The organism is Nonomuraea sp. NPDC050153 (assembly GCF_044460125.1).
In the GTDB taxonomy this organism is placed as follows: Bacteria; Actinomycetota; Actinomycetes; order Streptosporangiales; family Streptosporangiaceae; genus Nonomuraea.
Window position 1 is genome coordinate 80,265 of record NZ_JBITJQ010000008.1, and the last position, 17,843, is coordinate 98,107.

Below are 17,843 nucleotides of genomic sequence, written 5' to 3' on the forward strand. Positions count from 1 at the left end.
CGATGCTGGTCATGAAGGGCATCGTCAAGCAGTTTCCCGGAGTGCGCGCGCTGGACGGGGTCGACCTGGACGTACGGGCGGGCGAGGTGCACTGCCTGCTGGGCCAGAACGGCGCCGGCAAGTCCACCCTGATCAAGGTCCTGGCCGGAGTGCACCAGCCGGACGAGGGCACGATCGTCTTCAACGACAAGGAAGTGCGCCCGAGCAGCCCGATCGACGCGATCAGGCTCGGTTTCGCCACGATCTACCAGGAGCTCGACCTGGTCGACGGGCTCAGCGTGGCCGAGAACATCTTCCTCGGCCACGAGCACGCCCGCTTCGGCTTCGTCAACCGGGCGGCCGCCAGGCGCGCCGCCCGCGAGGTGCTCGAACGGCTCGGCCACGGGGAGATCCGCCCGTCGGCCGAGGTGGGGCGGCTGTCGCCGGCGGCCAAGCAGGTCGTGTCCATGGCCAGGGCGCTCTCCCACGACGCCCGCCTGATCATCATGGACGAGCCGTCCGCCGCCCTCGCCCACGACGAGGTCGCGAACCTCTTCCGCATCATCCGCGAGCTGACCGCCCAGGGCGTGGCCGTCGTCTACATCTCCCACCGCCTGGAGGAGATCCGCGAGATCGGCGACCGGGTCACCGTGCTGAAGGACGGCCGCACGGTCGCCGTCGGCCTGTCCGCGCGCGACACCCCCACCGGGGAGATCGTCTCCCTCATGACCGGCAGGAACGTCGAGTACGTCTTCCCGCCCCGGGCCGGCCGCTCGCCGGGGGAGGAGGTGCTCAAGGTCGAGAACCTGTCCTCGCCGGGCGTCTTCTCGGGCGTCTCGTTCGCCGTGCGGGCGGGGGAGATCATCGGGCTGGCCGGGCTGGTCGGCTCGGGCCGCTCGGAGATCCTGGAGGCGGTGTACGGCGCCCGCCCCGCCTCGGGCCGCGTCCTGCTCGCCGGGGCCCCCGTGCGCCGCAGCGTCGTCGGCACCGTCAAGCGCGGCATGGGCCTGGCCCCCGAGGAGCGCAAGGCCCAGGCCCTCCTCCTCGACCAGAGTGTCACCGCCAACATCACGCTGGGCAGCCTGCCGGGCTTCGCCAGGTTCGGCTGGATCGACCGCAAGCGGGAGCGGGCCGAGGCCCAGCGCCTGGCGGAAATGCTCGACATCCGCCCACCCGACCCCGACCGCCCGATCAGGACGCTGTCCGGCGGCAACCAGCAGAAGGCCGTGCTCGCCCGCTGGCTGCTCGGCGGGCGCAAGCTGCTCCTGCTCGACGAGCCGACCAGAGGCGTGGACGTGGGCGCCAGGGCCGAGCTGTACGCGGTGATCCGCGACCTGGCCGAGCAGGGGATCGGCGTGCTGCTGGTCTCCAGCGAGGTGCCCGAGGTGCTCGGCCTGGCCGACCGGGTGCTCGTGTTACGCGAGGGCACGGTCATCCACGAGGGCGACGCCGCTGAACTGGACGAGCACCGCGTACTCGACATGATCATGAATGGGAGGGCGGCGTGATGAGCGAGCCCACGACGGACCGGTCGCTCGCGGAGGTGGGGGCGTCCCCGCCACCGGGCGGCTTCCGCTTCAGTTTCGGAGAGATGCGACATCTCGGGCTGCTGGCGGCCCTGGCGCTGCTGATCGTCGTCGGCCTGGTCACCCGGCCGGAGAACTTCGCCACCGCCTCCAACCTCGTCAGCATCCTCTCCCTGGCCGCCACGATCGGCGTGATCACGGTCGGGGCCACGTTCGTGATCATCGGCGGGGGCATCGACCTGTCGGTCGGCGCGGTCATGGCGCTGGCCTCGGTCTGGGCCACGACGTTGGCCACGCAGTCGTACGGGCCGGTGGTGATGGCGATCTGCGCCATCCTCGTCGGCACCGGGGCGGGGCTGGTCAACGGGTTACTCATCGCCTACGGGCGACTGGTGCCGTTCATCGCCACGCTGGCCATGCTCGTCGCCGCCCGAGGGCTGGCGCAGCGCATGTCCGACCGCAAGACGCAGCTCATCCAGTCGGAGAACTCCGCCATCGTGGACCTGTCGACCACGCGCCTGCTGGGCATCCCGCTGCTGGTCTACATCTTCGCCCTGGTGGTGGTGCTCGGGTGGATCGTGCTCAACCGCACGACGTTCGGGCGGCGGACGTACGCGGTCGGGGGCAACCCCGAGGCGGCCAGGCTCGCCGGCATCGACGTGCGCAGGCACACGATGCTGCTCTACGCCCTGTCGGGGCTCTGCTGCGGCATCGCCGCGGTGCTGATCATGGCGCGTACGACGACGGGTTCGTCCACCCACGGCGACCTGTACGAACTCGACGCCATCGCCGCCGTGATCATCGGCGGCACGCTGCTCACCGGGGGCCGGGGCACGATCGTGGGCTCGATCCTGGGCCTGCTGATCTTCACCCTCATCACGAACCTGTTCATTCTCAACGGGCTCAACACCAGCGACCAGCTGATCGCCAAGGGCCTGATCATCGTCGTCGCCGTCCTTCTCCAGCGGCGGAACCTGAAGGAGAGAGCACCATGAGTGAGAAAGTCGCGCGCAGGGGATTCCTCGTCGGCGGAGCCGTACTCTTAGCGACGGGCTGCACCAGCAACGAGCCCGTCGCCGCGCCCAGCAGCAGTGCGGCCCCCGCGCCCGCCCCCGTGGCCAGCGGCAACGACCAGCCGGGGGACAAGGTCACGATCGGCTTCTCGGCGCCCGCCGCCGACCACGGCTGGATCGCGGCCATCGCCAAGAACGCCGAGAGCGCCGCGAAGCAGTACTCCGACGTCGACTTCAAGCCCGTCGAGCCGACGAACGACATCAACCAGCAGATCTCCGCGGTCGAGTCGCTCATCGCGGCCAAGGTGAGCGCGCTGGTCATCCTGCCCAACGACGGCCAGCAGCTGAACCAGGTCGCGCTCCAGGCCACCCAGGCCGGGATCCCGGTCATCAACCTCGACCGCGTCTTCCCCGACAAGCTGGCCTACCGGACCTGGATCGGCGGCGACAACTACGGCATGGGCGTCGCGGCCGGGCACTACATCGGCAAGCAGCTCAAGGACAAGGGCGTCGCCAACCCCGTCATCGTCGAGATCCAGGGCATCGCCACGCTGCCTCTGACGCAGGACCGCAGCAAGGGCTTCGCCGACGCGCTGAAGACGTACGGGTTCAGCGTCACGGCCAAGCAGGACGCCAAGTTCACGGTCGAGACCGGCAACCAGGTGGCCACGTCGCTGCTCCAGGCGCACAAGAAGATCGACGCGCTCTGGAACCACGACGACGACCAGGGCGTCGGCGTGCTGGCCGCGATCAAGGAGGCCAACCGGAACGAGTTCATCATGGTCGGCGGCGCCGGGTCGCTGAACGCGATGAAGGAGATCCAGTCGGGCACCTCGGTGCTGAAGGCCACGGTCACCTACAGTCCGACGATGGCCTCCTCGGCGATCAAAATCGCACGTCTGATCGCGCAGGGGAAGGGCATGAGTGATCTGGTGGAGAACCAGGTTCCACAGTCAATCACGCTCGCATCCGAGACCATTACGAAGGACAACGTCGAGAAGTACCTGGCGCTCGGCTTCGAATCCTGATCGGGGGTTGCATGTCAGACAAGACCACCATCGGCGTGGGCATGATCGGCTACGCCTTTATGGGCCGCGTCCACTCCCAGGCCTGGCGCAGCGTCTCGGCCTTCTTCGACCTGCCTTTGGTGCCTCGCATGGCGGTGCTCGGCGGCAGGTCGAAGGAGAGCACCGAGGCGGCCGCCGCACAGCTCGGCTGGGCCGACGTCGAGACGGACTGGAGAGAGCTGATCAAGCGCGACGACGTGCAGATCGTCGACATCTGCACGCCCGGTGACTCGCACGCCGAGATCGCCATCGCCGCGCTGCAGGCGGGCAAGCACGTGCTCTGCGAGAAGCCGCTGGCCAACACCGTCGAAGAGGCCGAGGCCATGGTCCGGGCCGCGCAGGCGGCGCCGTCCTCGGTCAAGAGCATGGTGGCCTTCAACTACCGGCGGGTGCCCGCGATCGCGCTCGCCCGCCGGTACGTCGAGGAGGGCCGGATCGGCGAGGTCAGGCACGTACGGGCCGCGTACCTGCAGGACTGGATCGTCGACCCGGAGTTCCCGCTGGTCTGGCGACTGCAGAAGGACAAGGCGGGCGCGGGCGCGCTGGGCGACATCGGCTCGCACATCGTGGACGCGGCCCAGTTCATCACCGGGCAGCAGGTGGTGGGCGTCTCCGCGCTGACGGAGACGTTCATCAAGGAACGCCCGATCGCCGCGGCGTCCTCGGGCCTGGAGGCCACCGGCACCGCCGACATGGGCGAGGTGACCGTGGACGACGCAGCCCTGTTCATCGGCCGGCTCTCGGGCGGCGGGCTGGCCTCGTTCGAGGCCACCCGGTTCGCCTTCGGCCGCAAGAACGCGATGCGCATCGAGATCAACGGCTCGCTCGGCAGCCTGGCGTTCGACTTCGAGGCCATGAACGAGCTGTGGTTCAGCTCCGACGGCGGCGGCTTCGAGCGGATCCTGGTCACCGAGCCCGACCATCCGTACGTGGGCGCCTGGTGGCCGCCCGGGCACGGGCTCGGCTACGAGCACACCTTCACCCACGAGATCAACGACTTCCTGGAGGCGATCGCCACCGGCGCCGACCCGACGCCGTCGTTCGCCGACGGGCTGCGGGTGCAGCGGGTGCTGGAGGCGGTCGAGCGGAGCGCGGCTCAGGGCAGCCGCTACATGAACGTGGAGGACTGACACATGCGACCTGTCACCCTGTTCACAGGGCAGTGGGCCGACCTGCCGTTCGAGGAGGTGTGCCGGCTGGCGGCCGAATGGGGCTACGACGGCCTGGAGATCGCCTGCTCGGGCGACCACTTCGATGTGGCCCAGGCCGTGGCCGACCCGTCGTACGTGGAGCAGAAGCACGCTCAGCTCGACAAGCACGGCCTCAAGGTCTGGACCATCTCCAACCACCTCGTCGGCCAGGCGGTCTGCGACCTCATCGACGAGCGCCACAAGGCCATCCTGCCCGCCCGCATCTGGGGCTCCGGCGACCCCGAGTCGATCCGCCAGGCGGCCGCGGAGGACATGAAGAACACGGCCCGCGCGGCCTCCCTGCTGGGCGTGGACACGGTGGTCGGCTTCACCGGGTCGTCGATCTGGCACACGGTCGCCATGTTCCCGCCGGTGCCCGCGTCGATGGTGGACGCCGGTTACCAGGACTTCGCCGACCGCTGGAACCCGATCCTCGACGTCTTCGACGAGGTCGGGGTGCGCTTCGCGCACGAGGTCCACCCGAGCGAGATCGCGTACGACTACTACACCACCGTGCGGACCCTGGAGGCCATCGGTCACCGTCCCGCCTTCGGCCTGAACTGGGACCCGTCCCACATGGTCTGGCAGGACCTGGACCCGGTCGGGTTCATCCTGGACTTCAAGGACCGGATCTATCACGTCGACTGCAAGGACACGCGCATGCGCGTGGGCGACGGCCGCAAGGGCCGCCTGTCCTCGCACCTGGCCTGGGCGGACATGCGCCGCGGCTGGGACTTCGTCTCCACGGGGCGGGGCGACGTGCCCTGGGAGGACTGCTTCCGGGCGCTCAACTCGATCGGGTACGAAGGGCCCATCTCGATCGAGTGGGAGGACGCGGGGATGGACCGGCTGGACGGGGCCAGGGAGGCGCTGGGCTACATCCGCAAGCTCAACTCCATCACCCCGCCGACCGCCGCCTTCGACGCCGCCTTCTCCACGACATAACGGCAAGACCTTCCACAAGGGGGCGCTGCGCACCTCGGGCTTCCGGCCAGCGCCTCCCAAGGTCCTTTCGAATCCCCGCTCGCCATCCCACCCGTCGCCTGGTCACGCGGTGGGCCGTGGGAGCCCGCGCCGAGGCGGGGGATATCCTTTTATCGCGTGTGGCGGCGTGTAAGGATAATCGCCGCTTCTAGCGGAGGGCTGACGCGTAGTCGCACCTCCACGACAGCAAGTTCGGCGTACCCGCAGCCCTGATTGGACAGCGCTTTTAGTGCGCTTCAGATCGGACGCCAATTAGGTTGTATTATCCAGACCTGTGCTGATGTTGGGTTGATTCGGGCTGACCGCCAATGGTGCTTGATCGGGAAGCTGAGCACCCCGCCGGTCGCCGTCATCGAGCCACACCGGAAGCATCTCTGATGCGCATCCGCCCGGCGGGGTCCGCTCGGTCATAGACAGGCGCCACTGGGAAAGGCCGACTCCAGGAGTTCCAGGTGGCTCGGACGTTGGGGACGTGGGCTCGGCCGTCGCCACCCGCACGGCGAGCGCTTCTGCTATCCATGACGTGGAGCGTTGACATTGGGGAGATGGCGATGGCTGAACATCTGGCAGAAGCGTTGGGGTTTCGTTGGGACCGAGAGTCGGTCAGGAACGACGTGGGTGTGCACACGGTCGAGCGTGCGGTTTGGCGGTATCAGCGTGCGCTTCCGGAGTTCGTGTGGGACGCCGCGGCGCTGGAGGGCAATCCCTTCACCTACCCGGAGGTGCAGACCTTGATGGACGGCATCACAGTGGGAGGCCGGAAGGTGACCGACGAGCGTCAGGTGCTGAACCTTGCCGAGTCGGCCAGAGAGCTGGTCAGTGTGGTGAAGTCGGAGAACTTCAAGCTGGACAAGCCCACGTCGGATCATTTCCATCACCTGATCGCCGAAGGTGAGGCCCTGGAGGTGGGACATTTCAGAGGAGAGGGCTCGCTGACCCTCACTCCGGGTGTCAGCCTAGGGGAGCATGGTCGCTATATGCCTCCTGCCACGGAGCCTGGTGGAGAGAACCTCCATCGTATGTTCTCCGACGGAGTGGGGGCTATTCAAGCCGAGATATCATCTCCGCTTGAGCAGGCGCTCGTCTATTTCTTGTTCGCCGCCCTGCAGCAATTCTATTTCGATGGAAACAAACGCACCGGCCGGACCATGATGAACGGTCATCTGATGTCGCACGGAATCGACGCCATCAGCGTTCCAGCGCTCCGGCGAGCGGAATTCAACGCCACAATGGTTGGTTTCTACCGGACCAAGGACGCCACCGCTGCGCTCGCCTTCCTTACCTCTTGCCATCCGGACTTCGAGGAGCCTCCGGGCGTCCTGTGAGCTCGCTGGTGCCTCGGCGGATCGGGGCATCGTCGTCCTGTCGTCTTGAGAGGGGACAGGACGGCACGCACCAGCCAGGCAACGCGGACAAGACGGGGATGGGGCCTCTGGCCAGGCTCCTATGAATTCACAGGCGCCACGTCCAGTGAGTGCACACGCGCACTTCCCGGTCAGGGTGGGCAGATCCCGTTGAGGACCGCGAGGCCAGTCGGACCCTGACCGGGAAGTGCTCATCTACATCATCACCGTCAGTCCATGACGACGATCTGGCGGAGGACCTCGCCGCCCCGCAGCGCCGCCACCGCGTCGTTCAGGTCCGACAGGCGGATGCGGGCGCTGATCATCGACTCCAGGTCCAGCTTGCCGGCCTTGTGGAGCTTGGCGAAGTAGGGGAAGGCGTGGCGCACGTCCGCCTCCCCGTACAGGCTGGACAGCAGGTTCTTGCCCTCGAACAGCAGGCTGAACGCCGAGATCGACACCATGTCGTCCAGCGCGCCCGCCCCGACCACGATGACGTCGCCGCCCTGCCGGGTGATCTGCCAGGCGCTCTGGATCGTGGCCGCCTTGCCGACCACCTCGAAGCCGTAGTCGAAGCCGGCGCCGGCGGTGAGCTCGTTCACGGCGTCGGGGATCTGCTCCGGGGTGACGGCGTGCGTGGCGCCGACCTTCTTGGCCAGCTCGTGCTTGGACTCCAGCGGGTCGACCGCGAGGATCGTCCGGGCGCCGGACAGGCGGGCGCCCTGGATGACCGACAGGCCGACGCCGCCGCAGCCGATCACCGCGACCGTGGAGCCTGGGCGGACCTTCGCGGTGTTGATCGCGGCGCCCACGCCCGTGGTGATGCCGCAGCCGATCAGGGCCGCCGCCTCCCACGACACGTCCTCGTCGATCTTGATCGCGCCCTGCCACGGCACGACGATCTCCTCCGCCCAGGTGCCGCACCCGGCCATCCCGTAGGCGGTCGCCCCGTCGCCGCCGAACCGGAAGTTGCCCTTGCTGAACGCCTCGACCACGTACTTGATGCACAGGTACGGCTGGCCGCCCAGGCACAGGTCGCACTCCTGGCAGCCGGGCCGCCAGTTGATGACCACGTGGTCGCCCGGCTTGAGCGAGGTGACGTGCTCGCCCACCTCGACCACCTCACCCGCGCCCTCGTGCCCGAGCACCAGCGGCACGGGCTGCGGCAGTATGCCGGTCATGGCCGACAGGTCCGAGTGGCAGACGCCCGTCGCCTTGATCCGTACGCGTACGTCCGCCGGCCCAACGGGGGCCAGGGTGACGTCGTCGCGGATGTCCAGCTTGTCGTTGCCTACGGCGTGCAGGATCGCGGCGCGCATGGGGTTCCTCCTCCGGCTGGTGCCTAGCGGGGCTATTCCTCGAGGGAAAGAGCGGCTTTGGGGCAGGACCTGACGGCGTGGCGGACGCGGTCCCGCATCTCGGGGGGTGGTTCTGGCAGCAGGATGTGGAGCTGGTCGTCGTCGTCCACCTCGAACACCTCCGGCGCGAGCCCCATGCACACGGCGTTGGCCTCGCAGACCAGTTCGTCGAATTTGACTCTCATGCGAGCCTCCTGTGATCCCATGAGACCACTTTGGTGTTCTCGACGATGTACGCAACGCGCTTTCGCCCGGTCTGCTCCACGTAGGGGCGCAGCAGTTCGTCCGGTACGCCCGGGGTCATCCGGCGGGCGACCATCATCCCGATGTCCATGACGCGGTCGCGGTCGTCCACCCGCTCGGCGTTCCCGTACACCAGGACGCCCCGCAGCTCGGCGTAGTCCTCGCCGGTCTCGATCAGGCAGCTCACGCGAGGATCGCGGGCGAGATTGTGGGCTTTCTGGGCTTTCGCGTAGGTCCAGAAGGTGATGCGTCCCTTGTCGAGCCCGTAGAACATGGTCACCAGGTGGGGGGTTCCGTCCGCGTTGATGGTGGCCAGCTGCAGCTTGCGCGAGCTCTCCAGGAAGGCGGTGACGTCGTCGTCCGACATGGCGATGCGAGCGCGCTGATTCACGTTGTAAGTAGAACAGGTTTCAGAACGGCCCTGCAAGGGTCCCCTGGAATGTTGTTCGGTTCGGCTAGGGTGCATGCCTATGACGATGCCGTCAGACCTGCTCTACGCAGCTAAGCACGCCAAGGGATTCATGCCGCACAACGAGGGCCTGGCCCTGTACGAGGCCGCCTGCCGGTACGGGACGCTGGGCCCGGTCTGCGAGATCGGCACCTACTGCGGGAAGTCGGCCGTCTATCTCGGCGCGGCGGCCAGGCAGGCCGGGTCGGTGGTCCTCACCGTGGACCATCACCGGGGCTCCGAGGAGATCCAGCCCGGGTGGGCCCACCACGACCCGACGCTGGTGGATCCCCGGTTCGGGAAGATGGACTCGCTGCCGACGTTCAGGACCACGATCGCGGCCGCCGGCCTCGAAGATGAGGTGATCGCGATCGTGGGCCGGTCGGAGCGGGTCGCCGCGCTCTGGAGGACGCCTCTGGGGATGCTGTTCATCGACGGAGGGCATTCCGAGGAGCCGGTGACCCGCGACTACGAGGGCTGGGCGCCGCACGTCATGCAGGGCGGGGCGCTGGTCTTCCACGACGTCTACCCCGATCCCGCCGACGGGGGGCAGGCGCCGTACCGGGTCTACCAGCGGGCGGTGCGGTCGGGCGCCTTCAGCGAGGTGTCGGTGGAGGGCTCGCTCCGGGTGCTGGAGCGCGTCGGCCCGGGAATCTAGCGTCGGCCCGGGAATCCAGGCGTCACCGGCGACGGTCAGCAGCGGTGGCGGTGGGCCCAGGAGCGGCGGGTCTGCGACTGCCAGCGCTGGAAGTCCTCGTGCGTGTGCGCCTCGTGCCCGAGCGCGAGGAGCGCCTGGTCCGTCCACGAGGCCGCCTCCTCGGGTTCGGCCCCGGCGAGGATCGGCACGGCCTGCGCCGTGTGGTCCGGCAGCGTCCCCGACCGCAGCCGGGCGGCGACGGCGAACGCGCACCCCTGCGCCAGATAGGCGCGGAACCCGTCGGCCCCGGCGTGCTCGGTCAGCCACCACAGCTCGTCGCTCTCGGCCCCGCCCGTGTACGTCGCCGCGAACCCGATCCCGCTCCACAGGTCGCCCCGCCGTCCCGCCGGATATCCACCGATCCTGGCGGCGACGTCGTCGGGCGCGGCGCAGTCGTGGTACCAGAGCAGCCGTCCCAGCCCCTGGTCGAACACCGCGCAGTGCGCCCTGGTCAGCAGGTCGGGCATCGTGCGCTCGCCCACCATGCGGTCGGCCCTGGCCAGGCTCCACTGGAACCCGAACCCGTCCACCGCCAGCCAGCGCAGCAGCGGATGGGCGCGCCGCGCGCCCCACAGCGGCCGCAGCCGCAGCAGGGCGTAGCCGCGACCGGCGCCGACGTAGGCGGCGTGGCGATGATGCTGGGCGGGGCCGGTGAGTAGCTCGTGAAGGCGCCGGCCCCGCGTCAGCGTGAGCAGGTCGAGAACGGTGCTGGCGGCGGCCGCCCCTTCGTAGCCGAAGGGCCGCTGCTCAGCCGATATTTCCTCGACCTTCTCGATCTCCCGGGACATCACCGCGTTGAAGCCGAAAACATACGACCTCTCGGCGTCGGTGAAGACCGCCCGGGAAGTTCCTCCTCTGAGCCGGAACCGCCGCCGGCTCAGATCGGACTCCAGCGGATCCTTGGCCAGGAACCTCCGCAGCCCCCTCGCCCGGGACAGTGTCGGCTCGGTCCTGACCTGGTCCAAGAACGATGTTGTGCCCGTGTCGCCCACGCTTCCCCCGAAGACGCCTCGTACGAGTCACTCAGAAGCTAGTAAGCCCATTGCGTCGATCATCGGCGGCGCACCGGATTTCGGCGGCAAAGAACCCGCAAAAGCGCTTGTGCGAGGTGAAGTCAGGTCAGAGGTCGTCGCGGCGTACCAGGCCCGTGCCGGCGGCGCAGCCGCAGGTCTCCGGGTCGGACACCGACGTCCCCGCGATGTCCCTGAACAGTCCGGACCCCGGCGTCAGCCCCAGCAGCGCGTCCGCCGCGAGCACGACGGCGGCGGCGGTGTAGCCGGATCGTTCGTGGGGGAAGTGCCTGCGGTTGGCGAACTGCCAGCCCGTCCAGTACGAGCCGTCCTCGTGCCGCAGGTGCTGCACGTCCGTGAACAGCGTGACCGCCCGCTCCCGGTCCCCCAGCGCGTCGAGCGCCAGCACGAGCTCGCACGTCTCCGCGCCCGTCACCCACGGCTGGTCGGACACGCACCTGATCCCGAGCCCGGGCACCACGAACGAGGCCCACTCGCGCGCCAGCAGCTCGAACGCCTGCCGCCCGCGCACCGCGCCGCCGAGCACCGGGTAGTACCAGTCCATGGAGAAGCGGCTCTTGTCGGTGAACGCCTCGGGATGCGCCGCCAGCACGTGCGCCAGCCGGTCGGCGGCCAGCTCCCAGTGCGGCTGCGGGTCCTGCAGGTGCTCCGCGAGCAGCACGCCGCAGCGCAGCCCCTGGTGGACGGAGGAGCAGCCGGTGAGCAACGCGAACGTCGAGGCGACGCCGTGCGCGTCGCGCTCCCAGACGATCTCGCCCCGCTCGGTCTGCAGCCCCGCCACGTAGTCGAGCGCGGCCTTCACCATGGGCCAGTGTTCCTCGGTGAACGCCTGGTCGCCGGTAACGAGGTGGTGGTGCCAGAGCCCGGCGGCGACGTAGGCGGCGTGGTTGGTCTCGCCGCCCGGCTCCGTGGGCACGCCGTCGACCAGCTTCATCGGCCAGGAGCCGTCGGGGCGCTGGTGGCGGGCCAGCCACGCGTAGCCGCGCCGTACGGGATCGGCGAGCCCCGCGACGGACATGGCCATCAGGCACTCGACGTGGTTCCACGCGTCGACGTGGCCCTCCGGCCACGGCACGCCGCCGTCGTCCTGCTGGATCCCCGCGATGCTCTCCGCGGTCCGCACGACCTCCGCGTGGGAGATCATGGCTTCCTGACGTAGAGGACCACGCTCTTGCCGATGATCGGGTTGAGCACGGCCTCGGCGATCCTGGTCGCGGCCGGGCGCTTCATGATGTCCCAGACCAGCAGCTCGTGGTACGCCTTGGCGAGCGGGTTGTCGTCGTTGTTGACGCCGACGGCGCACTTGATCCACCAGTACGGCGCGTGCAGGCCGTGGGCGTGGTGGTGGGGGCCGATCTCGAACCCGATGGACTTCAGCTTGGCCGACAGCTCAGCCAACGTATAAATCCGGACATGTCCCCCGGGGGCCGTGTGGTAGTCCTCGTCCAGCGCCCAGCAGATCCGCTCCGGCAGGAAGCTCGGCACGGTCACGGCCGCCGTGCCGCCCGGCTTGAGCACGCGGAAGATCTCGCGCATGGCCGCCATGTCGTCCGGGATGTGCTCCAGCACCTCGGCCGCGATGATCCGGTCGAAGCTGCCGTCCTCGAACGGCATGTCCAGCGCCGTGCCCTGGACGATCTGCCCGCTCGCCCCCGGCGGAACCTCGCCCGCCTTGTCCATCGCCACGAACATGGCCGCCACGCCGTCCAGCTCCGCCTGGTCCATGTCGAACGCGATCACGTCCGCTCCCCGGCGCAGCACCTCGAAGGCGTGCCGCCCGCCGCCGCAGCCCAGGTCGAGCACGCGCACGCCGGGGCCGACGGGAAGCCGGGCGAAGTCGACGGTCAGCACTGGTCAGCCTCTCCTCTTGTGGTTCTCGATGGCCTCGAAGTACGCCTCGACGGTCCTCTTGGCCACGACGTGCCAGGTGTAGCGCTCCATGACGCGGTCGTATCCGGCCTTGCCCACGCGCTCGCGCTCCTCGGGGGAGTCGTGCAGGCGGCGCAGCACCGTGGCCAGCTCCTCGGGGTCGCCCGGGGCCACCTGGATGGCGGCGTCGCCCACGACCTCGGGCAGCGCTCCCGTACGGCTGGCCACCAGGGGGGTGCCGCAGGCCATGTGCTCGACGGCGGGCAGCGAGAAGCCCTCGTAGAGGGAGGGCACGACCGAGATCTCCGAGGTGGCGATCAGCTCGCCCAGCTCGTCGTCGGAGATGCCGTGCACGAACCGCACCCGGTCCTCCAAGGACAGCTCCTGGACGAGCTGCTCGGTCGGGCCGCCGGGGGTGGGACGGCTGACGACGGTGAGGTGCACGTCGCGCTCGGTGGCCAGCTTCGCGACCGCCCGCAGCAGCGTCGCGACGCCCTTCATGGGCGAGTCCGCGCTGGCGACCGCCACGATCGAGCCCTTGCGCTTGGGCTTGTCCGGGCGCGGGTGGAAGTAGCGGGTGTCGACGCCGAGGGGGATCAGGCGCATGTTCGCCTGGGGGACGTTGAAGTCGCGGTGGATGTCGGCCAGCGACGACTCGCTGACGGTCAGGATCGGGCTCAGGCGGGGCGCGACGCGCGACTGCATCTTCACGAACCCGTACCAGCGGCGCAGGCTCAGCCTCTTCCCGCCGGTGGCGGCCTCGAGCTCGATGCGGCGGTCGACGCTGATCGGGTGGTGGATGGTGCCGACCACGGGGAACATCCGCTGGATGCCCAGCAGGCCGTATCCGAGGGTCTGGTTGTCCTGCACGACGTCGAAGTCGCCGACGCGCTTCTTCAGCTCGCGGTAGGCCCGCAGCGTGAACGTCAGCGGCTCGGGGAAGCCCGCCGACCACATCGTCCCGACCTCCAGCCAGTCGATCCAGTCGCGGTATTCGTGCAGCTTGGGCGTCCTGAACGGGTCCTCGTCGCGATAGAGGTCGAGGCTGGGCACCTCGCGCAGGATGACGCCCTCGTCCAGCTCGGGATAGGGCTGGCCGGAGAACACCTCGACGTGGTGCCCCAACGCGACCAGTTCGCGGCTGAGGTGGCGGAGATAGACGCCCTGGCCCCCACAGGTCGGCTTGCTGCGGTAGGACAACAACGCGATCCGCAGCGTTCGCTCCCGCCGGGCTGGCTCTTCCACGGACACCCCTTTCTCCGCCGGTAGGGCCCTTGAGATGGGCGTGTACCGTGAAGATGACCTTAGTCCGAAAAGGCTACCATTCGGTAGGTCGGGTGGAATTGTTCACAATTACGGTTAAACGTCGTGCGAACTGCGACGTTGCTGTAACCGAGCGTGGTTCGGTGGAACGAGTTCTAGGTGGCTTGGTGTCCCGTCTGGGTGCTTAGCTGTACATTCCGTCCCAAACAGATTGCTATACGCGATAGCTGGAGGACCCTTGGCCAGGCGAGCTCTGATCACCGGCATCACCGGCCAGGACGGTTCTTACTTGGCGGAGCACCTGCTCGACCAGGGGTACGAGGTGTGGGGGCTGGCGCGGGGGCAGGCGAACCCGCGGGTGTCCCGGATGCGCAAGCTGCTCTCCGACGTCCAGGTGGTGCGGGGGGATCTGCTGGATCAGGGGTCCCTGATCTCGGCGGTGGAACGGGTTCAGCCGGACGAGGTGTACAACCTGGGGGCGATCTCGTTCGTGCCGATGTCGTGGGAGCAGGCGGAGCTCACGGCAGAGGTGACCGGGATGGGCGTGCTGCGCATGCTGGAGGCGATCCGGGTGTGCTCGGGGGCGTCGCGGGGCTCGGGCGCCTCCCGACAGATCCGCTTTTATCAGGCTTCATCCTCTGAGATGTTCGGGCAGGTCGGCGAGACGCCGCAGAACGAGCGGACCGCCTTCCACCCGCGCTCGCCGTACGGGGTGGCCAAGGCGTACGGGCACTTCCTCACGCAGAACTACCGCGAGTCGTACGGGATGTTCGCCGTGTCCGGGATCCTGTTCAATCACGAGTCGCCGCGCCGGGGGGCCGAGTTCGTCACCAGGAAGGTGTCGCTGGGGGTGGCCCGGATCAAGCTGGGGCTGGCCACGGAGCTGCGGCTGGGGAACCTGGAGGCGCGGCGGGACTGGGGGTTCGCCGGCGACTACGTGAAGGCGATGCACCTGATGCTGCAGGCCGCCACCCCCGAGGACTACGTGATCGGGACCGGGCGGATGAAGTCGGTCAGGGAGCTGGTGGAGGCCGCGTTCGCGGCCGCGGGGCTGGACTGGGAGCGGTACGTGGTGACGGACCAGACGCTGCACCGGCCGGCCGAGGTGGACCTGCTGTGCGCGGACCCGAAGAAGGCGCGGGCGCAGCTGGGGTGGGAGCCGGGCGTGTCGTTCGACGAGCTGGTGGCGATGATGGTCGAGTCGGATCTGCGGCTGCTCACCGACGGCGGCGATCCCGACCAGGACAGCTCCTGGCCGTGACCCCTATGCCCCTGTGATGGCCTGGCGGTAGGCGCCCGGGGTCAGGCCGAAGTAGCGGGTGAACCAGCGGGTCAGGTGGCTCTGGTCGGCGAAGCCCGTCTCGGTGGCCGCCTCGCTGATCGCCGTGCCGCCGGAGATCAGCGTACGGGCCGCTCTGAGCCGTAGCTGCCGCTGGTAGTCGCTGGGGGACAGCCCGTACTCCGCCTGGAAGGCCCGGTAGACCGCGTAGCGGCTGGCGCCCGTGGCCCTCGCCAGGTCGTCGCTCGTGAGGTCGTCACCGAGACGGTCGTGGAGGAGCTCCCTGGCCTGCCGCGCCATCCTCACCGACCTTCCTGGCCTGCCGTCCGGGCGGATCGGGACCGTCGCGGCCCGCCGTACGATCGCCGCGACCGTGGCGGTGAGCAGCTCGTCGCGCCGTAGGGCCGTCGCGTCGTCGCTCAGGAGCGCCGCGTGCAGCGAGCGCAGCGCCTCCGCCAGGACGGGATCCTCGACCACGGGCTCGGCGAACAGGGGCAGGCCCAGGCGGCGGCCCGTCGTGTCCGCCAGGGCGTCCGACACGAGCTCGGGACCGATGTGGACGATCCGGTACGTGAAGCCGTGCAGGTTCGTGGCGTGGCCGTCATGGGGGTCTTCCGGGTTGAACGCCATGACCATGCCCGCCGAGCTCGTGTGGGCCGAGCCGCGGCAGGTGAACGACTGCGCGCCGGTCTCCGTGACCCCGAACGAGTACGTGTCGTGGCTGTGCCGGTGGTAGACGTGCCGCTCGAAGTGGGCATGCATGGCCTCCAGCGGCCGGTCGGGCGACCGCCAGTATCGGGACCAGTCATGCACCACCACCCTCCCATTGTCCCCGGCTCCATTGACAAACCAAATTTTTACGTAAAGGATTGTTTTTGCGATGAGAGACGTCCTGTACCTGGAAGAGATCGAGCAGGCCGAGGCCCTGCTCAAGCCGCAGCGCGTGGAGGTGCTGCGGCAGCTGGCCGAGCCGCGTACGTGCTCGGAGGTCGCCGAACGGCTCGGCCAGACGCCGCAGCGGGTCTACTACCACGTCAAACGGCTGGTCGAGGCGGGCCTCGTGGACCTCGTGTCCGAGCGCAAGGTGCGCGGGATCCACGAGGGCATCTACCAGGCCGGTGCGCGGTCGTACTGGCTGTCGCCCCGGCTGGTGGGCCGGATCGGGCTCCGTAAGGCGCGTGACGAGCTGAGCCTCGGTTACCTGCTGGATCTCATGGAGGAGGTCCAGTCGGACATCGCGGCGCTCGACAGGAGCGCGCCCGAGTTGCCGTCGATCGGGCTGTCGGGGGAGATTCACGTGCGTCCTGAGCGGCGCCAGGAGTTCCTGAACGATCTGCAGACGATGCTGCGGGAGCTGTTCACGCGGTACGGCGGGGCGGAGGGGGACGCGTTCAAGCTCGCGGTCGCCTGCTACCCGAAGGCTGCCGACGAAAGCCCCACAGACCACCCCGAACCCATCGCCCCTCCTTCACCATCCCCACCGGCTTCACCGGCTTCACCAGCGTCACCGGCTTCACCAACGGACCCACCTGCCGCCACCCTCTCGCCACCCACGAACCAGCCCGACGTCGACTCTCCGGCCTCCATCGACCGGCCGGCCACCGCCTCTTCGCCACCCATGGACCCGCCTGCCGGCGCCACCTCTACGGCACCCACCGGCCGGCCCGACCCTGACGCCGCTCCACCCCGCAGTCGCCAAAGGAGAAGATGACCATGACCGAGCCCATGATGTTTCGTGCCCGTATCCAGGCGCCTCTCAAGGACGTGCGCCACGCGCTCACCGACCCGGCCGCGCTGCGGATCTGGCTGGCCGAGCATGCCGAGGTGGAGTTGCCCGACCGGTTCGGGTTCTGGGGGCGTACCACGCCTGAGGGGGACGCGCCGCACCAGCGGCTGCTGCACGCGGACGAGCGCACGGTGCGCTTCGCGTGGCTGCTGGACGGTGAGGAGACGACCACCGAGTTCCGGCTGGAGGAGGACGGGGACGCGACCGTCCTGTCGCTGTCGCAGACGCACTACGACTTCCAGGACGTCATCACGGGCAAGAGCATCCGGGGCGTGCTGCAGACGTACTGGTGCCTGGCCATCTTCAACCTGGCCGAGCACCTAGAAGGACGCGAGCTCACGCCCAAGATCGACTTCTCCTCCGTGGACCTGCGGGCCCAGGTCACGATCGACGCCTCGCCGTCTCAGGTGTTCGAGTCGCTGATCGACTCGGAGACGGTGACGAAGTGGTTCGGGTACCCGATCGAGATCGAGCCGCACGTGGGCGGTCGCTTCGCGATGGGCGGCCTGGCCAACGACCCCAGCCCGGCCAAGGTGCTGGAGCTCGAGCCCGGCCGCAGGTTCTCCCTGGACTGGGGCGCCCCGGGGGTCGGCACGTGGGAGCTGGAGGGCTCGGACGGGAAGACGCGGCTGACGCTGGTGCAGAGCGGGTTCGACACGGAACGTCCGCCGTACGCGGCGTGGGGCGGGATCCTGTCGGGGGTCGCGGAGCTGCGGCGCTACCACGAGGTGCCGGACTGGCAGCCGGTCGTCATGGCCTGACGCCAC

General features: G+C 69.0%; 18 protein-coding genes. 10 read left to right on the top strand and 8 right to left on the bottom strand.

Going from position 1 to position 17,843, the window contains the following annotated elements:
• The first annotated feature begins 2 nt into the window (after positions 1 to 2).
• From ACIBQ1_RS21610 to ACIBQ1_RS21635, 6 genes are all read left to right on the top strand, one after another.
• Entirely contained in the window at positions 3 to 1,487 is a 1,485-nt protein-coding gene (locus ACIBQ1_RS21610; protein WP_397279901.1) for a sugar ABC transporter ATP-binding protein, read from the top strand.
• Positions 1,487 to 2,500: an ABC transporter permease gene (locus ACIBQ1_RS21615; protein ID WP_397279902.1), complete on the top strand. Its 1,014-nt coding sequence runs from the start codon at positions 1,487 to 1,489 to the stop codon at positions 2,498 to 2,500. The genes ACIBQ1_RS21610 and ACIBQ1_RS21615 overlap by 1 nt, the downstream gene beginning before the upstream one ends.
• Positions 2,497 to 3,546, top strand: coding sequence for an ABC transporter substrate-binding protein (locus ACIBQ1_RS21620; RefSeq protein ID WP_397279904.1), 1,050 nt, complete (start codon positions 2,497 to 2,499; stop codon positions 3,544 to 3,546). The genes ACIBQ1_RS21615 and ACIBQ1_RS21620 overlap by 4 nt, the downstream gene beginning before the upstream one ends.
• An 11-nt stretch (positions 3,547 to 3,557) precedes the next feature.
• Positions 3,558 to 4,715, top strand: a complete 1,158-nt coding sequence (locus tag ACIBQ1_RS21625; protein ID WP_397279906.1) for a Gfo/Idh/MocA family protein — start codon at positions 3,558 to 3,560, stop codon at positions 4,713 to 4,715.
• A gap of 3 nt (positions 4,716 to 4,718) precedes the next feature.
• Positions 4,719 to 5,720, top strand: coding sequence for a sugar phosphate isomerase/epimerase family protein (locus ACIBQ1_RS21630; RefSeq protein WP_397279908.1), 1,002 nt, complete (start codon positions 4,719 to 4,721; stop codon positions 5,718 to 5,720).
• Between the two features lie 590 nt (positions 5,721 to 6,310).
• Positions 6,311 to 7,084, top strand: coding sequence for a hypothetical protein (locus ACIBQ1_RS21635; protein ID WP_397279909.1), 774 nt, complete (start codon positions 6,311 to 6,313; stop codon positions 7,082 to 7,084).
• A 248-nt stretch (positions 7,085 to 7,332) separates the two neighbouring features.
• Here ACIBQ1_RS21635 and ACIBQ1_RS21640 read toward each other — a convergent pair whose 3' ends face one another.
• From ACIBQ1_RS21640 to ACIBQ1_RS21650, 3 genes are read right to left on the bottom strand one after another with little or no spacing between them, the layout of a single operon-like run.
• Positions 7,333 to 8,421, bottom strand: coding sequence for a Zn-dependent alcohol dehydrogenase (locus ACIBQ1_RS21640; RefSeq protein WP_397279911.1), 1,089 nt, complete (start codon positions 8,419 to 8,421; stop codon positions 7,333 to 7,335).
• A 32-nt stretch (positions 8,422 to 8,453) separates the two neighbouring features.
• The gene (locus tag ACIBQ1_RS21645; protein WP_355386373.1) at positions 8,454 to 8,645 is read right to left on the bottom strand and encodes a ferredoxin; all 192 of its coding nucleotides are present in this window, start codon (positions 8,643 to 8,645) and stop codon (positions 8,454 to 8,456) included.
• Positions 8,642 to 9,094 (bottom strand): pyridoxamine 5'-phosphate oxidase family protein, encoded by a 453-nt coding sequence (locus tag ACIBQ1_RS21650; RefSeq protein ID WP_397279913.1) that lies wholly within the window; start codon positions 9,092 to 9,094, stop codon positions 8,642 to 8,644. Before ACIBQ1_RS21650 ends, ACIBQ1_RS21645 begins: the two co-directional genes overlap by 4 nt.
• A 79-nt stretch (positions 9,095 to 9,173) precedes the next feature.
• Here ACIBQ1_RS21650 and ACIBQ1_RS21655 point away from each other — a divergent pair, with 79 nt between their 5' ends.
• On the top strand, positions 9,174 to 9,809 hold the full coding sequence (locus tag ACIBQ1_RS21655) for a class I SAM-dependent methyltransferase (RefSeq protein ID WP_397279915.1): 636 nt from the start codon (positions 9,174 to 9,176) through the stop codon (positions 9,807 to 9,809).
• Between the two features lie 35 nt (positions 9,810 to 9,844).
• Here the strand turns inward: ACIBQ1_RS21655 and ACIBQ1_RS21660 are convergent, their stop codons facing one another.
• From ACIBQ1_RS21660 to ACIBQ1_RS21675, 4 genes are all read right to left on the bottom strand, one after another.
• The gene (locus ACIBQ1_RS21660; RefSeq protein WP_397279917.1) at positions 9,845 to 10,813 is read right to left on the bottom strand and encodes a DUF1702 family protein; all 969 of its coding nucleotides are present in this window, start codon (positions 10,811 to 10,813) and stop codon (positions 9,845 to 9,847) included.
• Between the two features lie 154 nt (positions 10,814 to 10,967).
• A complete protein-coding gene (locus ACIBQ1_RS21665; RefSeq protein ID WP_397279919.1) occupies positions 10,968 to 12,023 on the bottom strand; it encodes a prenyltransferase in 1,056 nt (351 codons plus the stop codon).
• Complete coding sequence (locus tag ACIBQ1_RS21670; protein WP_355386362.1) at positions 12,020 to 12,730, bottom strand: methyltransferase domain-containing protein; 711 nt, start codon at positions 12,728 to 12,730, stop codon at positions 12,020 to 12,022. The genes ACIBQ1_RS21665 and ACIBQ1_RS21670 overlap by 4 nt, the downstream gene beginning before the upstream one ends.
• 3 nt (positions 12,731 to 12,733) lie before the next feature.
• Positions 12,734 to 13,993 (bottom strand): glycosyltransferase family 4 protein, encoded by a 1,260-nt coding sequence (locus tag ACIBQ1_RS21675; protein WP_397279921.1) that lies wholly within the window; start codon positions 13,991 to 13,993, stop codon positions 12,734 to 12,736.
• Positions 13,994 to 14,249: 256 nt separating this feature from the next.
• On the opposite strand from ACIBQ1_RS21675, the gene ACIBQ1_RS21680 reads away from it, so the two are divergent.
• The gene (locus ACIBQ1_RS21680; protein ID WP_397279922.1) at positions 14,250 to 15,272 is read left to right on the top strand and encodes a GDP-mannose 4,6-dehydratase; all 1,023 of its coding nucleotides are present in this window, start codon (positions 14,250 to 14,252) and stop codon (positions 15,270 to 15,272) included.
• Positions 15,273 to 15,275: 3 nt separating this feature from the next.
• On the opposite strand, the gene ACIBQ1_RS21685 is transcribed toward ACIBQ1_RS21680, so the two are convergent.
• Entirely contained in the window at positions 15,276 to 16,103 is an 828-nt protein-coding gene (locus ACIBQ1_RS21685; RefSeq protein WP_397279924.1) for an AraC family transcriptional regulator, read from the bottom strand.
• A 67-nt stretch (positions 16,104 to 16,170) separates the two neighbouring features.
• Here ACIBQ1_RS21685 and ACIBQ1_RS21690 point away from each other — a divergent pair, with 67 nt between their 5' ends.
• Together ACIBQ1_RS21690 and ACIBQ1_RS21695 are read left to right on the top strand one after the other, a co-directional pair.
• Positions 16,171 to 17,001 (top strand): helix-turn-helix domain-containing protein, encoded by an 831-nt coding sequence (locus ACIBQ1_RS21690; protein WP_397279926.1) that lies wholly within the window; start codon positions 16,171 to 16,173, stop codon positions 16,999 to 17,001.
• Between the two features lie 2 nt (positions 17,002 to 17,003).
• Positions 17,004 to 17,837 (top strand): SRPBCC family protein, encoded by an 834-nt coding sequence (locus ACIBQ1_RS21695; RefSeq protein WP_397279928.1) that lies wholly within the window; start codon positions 17,004 to 17,006, stop codon positions 17,835 to 17,837.
• The last annotated feature ends 6 nt before the right edge of the window (positions 17,838 to 17,843 follow it).

Coding starts and splice junctions, on each gene's coding strand:
- ACIBQ1_RS21610 (WP_397279901.1), top strand. CDS start 3: ATGCTGGTCATGAAGGGCATCGTCAAGCAGTTTCCCGGAGTGCGCGCG.
- ACIBQ1_RS21615 (WP_397279902.1), top strand. CDS start 1,487: ATGAGCGAGCCCACGACGGACCGGTCGCTCGCGGAGGTGGGGGCGTCC.
- ACIBQ1_RS21620 (WP_397279904.1), top strand. CDS start 2,497: ATGAGTGAGAAAGTCGCGCGCAGGGGATTCCTCGTCGGCGGAGCCGTA.
- ACIBQ1_RS21625 (WP_397279906.1), top strand. CDS start 3,558: ATGTCAGACAAGACCACCATCGGCGTGGGCATGATCGGCTACGCCTTT.
- ACIBQ1_RS21630 (WP_397279908.1), top strand. CDS start 4,719: ATGCGACCTGTCACCCTGTTCACAGGGCAGTGGGCCGACCTGCCGTTC.
- ACIBQ1_RS21635 (WP_397279909.1), top strand. CDS start 6,311: ATGGCTGAACATCTGGCAGAAGCGTTGGGGTTTCGTTGGGACCGAGAG.
- ACIBQ1_RS21640 (WP_397279911.1), bottom strand. CDS start 8,421: ATGCGCGCCGCGATCCTGCACGCCGTAGGCAACGACAAGCTGGACATC.
- ACIBQ1_RS21645 (WP_355386373.1), bottom strand. CDS start 8,645: ATGAGAGTCAAATTCGACGAACTGGTCTGCGAGGCCAACGCCGTGTGC.
- ACIBQ1_RS21655 (WP_397279915.1), top strand. CDS start 9,174: ATGACGATGCCGTCAGACCTGCTCTACGCAGCTAAGCACGCCAAGGGA.
- ACIBQ1_RS21665 (WP_397279919.1), bottom strand. CDS start 12,023: ATGATCTCCCACGCGGAGGTCGTGCGGACCGCGGAGAGCATCGCGGGG.
- ACIBQ1_RS21690 (WP_397279926.1), top strand. CDS start 16,171: ATGAGAGACGTCCTGTACCTGGAAGAGATCGAGCAGGCCGAGGCCCTG.
- ACIBQ1_RS21695 (WP_397279928.1), top strand. CDS start 17,004: ATGACCGAGCCCATGATGTTTCGTGCCCGTATCCAGGCGCCTCTCAAG.